The 3,205-nt window shown below is 56.5% G+C and carries 1 rRNA gene; it reads left to right on the forward strand.

The features are described 5' to 3' along the window. Positions 1-45: 45 nt before the first annotated feature. A 23S ribosomal RNA gene (locus tag ON21_RS09335) occupies positions 46-3,158 on the forward strand. Positions 3,159-3,205: the final 47 nt, after the last annotated feature.

The raw sequence follows: 3,205 nt of genomic DNA on the forward strand, positions 1-3,205 counted from the left end.
GGGTGTGTTGTTTGAGAACTGCACAGTGGACGCGAGCATCTTTGTTTGTAAGTGTTGAAGGGCGTTCGGTGGATGCCTTGGCACCAGGAGCCGATGAAGGACGTAGGAGGCTGCGATAAGCCTCGGGGAGCTGTCAACCGAGCTGAGATCCGAGGATTTCCGAATGGGGAAACCCGGCACGAGTGATGTCGTGTCACCCTCCGCTGAATATATAGGCGGTGGGGAGGGAACGTGGGGAAGTGAAACATCTCAGTACCCACAGGAAGAGAAAACAATTGTGATTCCGTGAGTAGTGGCGAGCGAAAGCGGATGAGGCTAAACCATGCGTGTGTGATAGCCGGCAGGTGTTGCACGTGTGGGGTAGTGGGGCTCACTTTCCTATCACTGCCGTGGTAGGCAACAGTCAGAAAAGTGCGTGTTAGTCGAAGTGGTCTGGAACGGCCTGTCGTAGAGGGTGAGAATCCCGTAGGCGAAAATGCGTGCTCTGTTGTAGTGGGTGCCCGAGTAGCAGCGGGCCCGTGAAATCTGCTGTGAATCTGCCGGGACCACCCGGTAAGCCTGAATACTCCCTGGTGACCGATAGCGGACTAGTACCGTGAGGGAAAGGTGAAAAGTACCCCGGGAGGGGAGTGAAATAGTACCTGAAACCGGACGCTTACAATCCGTCAGAGCCTTCCTTTATTGGTGGGGTGATGGCGTGCCTTTTGAAGAATGAGCCTGCGAGTCATCGGTGTGTGGCGAGGTTAACCCGTGTGGGGTAGCCGTAGCGAAAGCGAGTCCGAATAGGGCGCCCAGAGTCGCATGTCATGGACCCGAAGCGGAGTGATCTACCCATGGCCAGGGTGAAGCGACGGTAAGACGTCGTGGAGGCCCGAACCCACTTAGGTTGAAAACTGAGGGGATGAGCTGTGGGTAGGGGTGAAAGGCCAATCAAACTCCGTGATAGCTGGTTCTCCCCGAAATGCATTTAGGTGCAGCGTCACGTGTTTCACGCCGGAGGTAGAGCTACTGGATGGCCTAGGGGGCCCACAAGCTTACCGAAGTCAGCCAAACTCCGAATGCCGGTGTGTGAGAGCGTGGCAGTGAGACTGCGGGGGATAAGCTTCGTAGTCGAGAGGGAAACAGCCCAGATCGCCGGCTAAGGCCCCTAAGCGTGTACTAAGTGGAAAAGGATGTGGGGTCGCGAAGACAACCAGGAGGTTGGCTTAGAAGCAGCCACCCTTGAAAGAGTGCGTAATAGCTCACTGGTCAAGTGATCCTGCGCCGACAATGTAGCGGGGCTCAAGTACACCGCCGAAGCCGCGGCACTCCAACATGCGCCTGCTTTCGAGCCAGGTGTTGGGGTGGGTAGGGGAGCGTCGTGCAGCCGTGGAAGCAGCGGGGTGACCTAGTTGTGGAGGCTGTGCGAGTGAGAATGCAGGCATGAGTAGCGAAAGACGAGTGAGAAACTCGTCCGCCGAATGACCAAGGGTTCCTGGGCCAGGTTAATCCGCCCAGGGTGAGTCGGGACCTAAGGCGAGGCCGACAGGCGTAGTCGATGGACAACGGGTTGATATTCCCGTACCCGTGTATCCGCGCCCAATGGCGAATCAGTGGTGCTAAGTGCCCAAATGTGGAGGGACTTCCTTCGGGAAGCCTGAAGCGGCTGCGCACGACCCCTGCTGTAGTAGTCAAGCGATGGGGTGACGCAGGAAGGTAGCTGGGCCAGGTGGTGGATTACCTGGTGTAAGCCGGTAGGGCGTGGCATAGGTAAATCCGTGTCACACGAGCCTGAGAGGTGATGCGTAGCCGATTGAGGCGAATTCAGTGATCCTATGCTGCCGAGAAAAGCCTCTAGTGAGTTGGTACACGGCCCGTACCCCAAACCGACACAGGTGGTCAGGTAGAGAATACCGAGGCGATCGAGAGAACTGTGGTTAAGGAACTCGGCAAAATGCCCCCGTAACTTCGGGAGAAGGGGGACCACGTCTGGTGACGGAATTTACTTCCCGAGCTGGGTGTGGTCGCAGAGACCAGAGAGAAGCGACTGTTTACTAAAAACACAGGTCCGTGCGAAGTCGTAAGACGATGTATACGGACTGACGCCTGCCCGGTGCCGGAAGGTTAAGAGGACCGGTTAGCGTTTTCGGACGCGAAGCTGAGAATTTAAGCCCCGGTAAACGGCGGTGGTAACTATAACCATCCTAAGGTAGCGAAATTCCTTGTCGGGTAAGTTCCGACCTGCACGAATGGCGTAACGACTTCTCTGCTGTCTCAACCACAGACTCGGCGAAATTGCATTACGAGTAAAGATGCTCGTTACGCGCGGCAGGACGAAAAGACCCCGGGACCTTCACTATAGCTTGGTATTGGTGTTCGGTACGGTTTGTGTAGGATAGGTGGGAGACTGTGAAGCGGGCACGCCAGTGTTCGTGGAGTCGTCGTTGAAATACCACTCTGGTCGTATTGGACTTCTAACCTCGGACCCTGATCGGGTTCAGGGACAGTGCCTGGTGGGTAGTTTAACTGGGGCGGTTGCCTCCCAAAATGTAACGGAGGCGCCCAAAGGTTCCCTCAGCCTGGTTGGCAATCAGGTGTCGAGTGCAAGTGCACAAGGGAGCTTGACTGTGAGACTGACGGGTCGAGCAGGGACGAAAGTCGGGACTAGTGATCCGGCACCGGCATGTGGAAGCGGTGTCGCTCAACGGATAAAAGGTACCCCGGGGATAACAGGCTGATCTTCCCCAAGAGTCCATATCGACGGGATGGTTTGGCACCTCGATGTCGGCTCGTCGCATCCTGGGGCTGGAGTAGGTCCCAAGGGTTGGGCTGTTCGCCCATTAAAGCGGCACGCGAGCTGGGTTTAGAACGTCGTGAGACAGTTCGGTCTCTATCCGCCGCGCGCGTCAGAAACTTGAGGAAGGCTGTCCCTAGTACGAGAGGACCGGGACGGACGAACCTCTGGTGTGCCAGTTGTCCTGCCAAGGGCACTGCTGGTTGGCTACGTTCGGAAGGGATAACCGCTGAAAGCATCTAAGCGGGAAGCCTGTTCCAAGATGAGGTTTCTCACCACCTCGAGTGGTTAAGGCCCCCTATAGACCATGGGGTTGATAGGCCGGAACTGGAAGCACGGTAACGTGTGGAGGTGACCGGTACTAATCGGCCGAGGACTTACCAACAAAGGTTGCTACGCGTCCACTGTGCGGTATCTGAAACAACACACAGA

Source organism: Nocardia araoensis NBRC 100135 (genome assembly GCF_000308435.1).
Classification (GTDB): Bacteria; Actinomycetota; Actinomycetes; order Mycobacteriales; family Mycobacteriaceae; genus Nocardia; species Nocardia araoensis.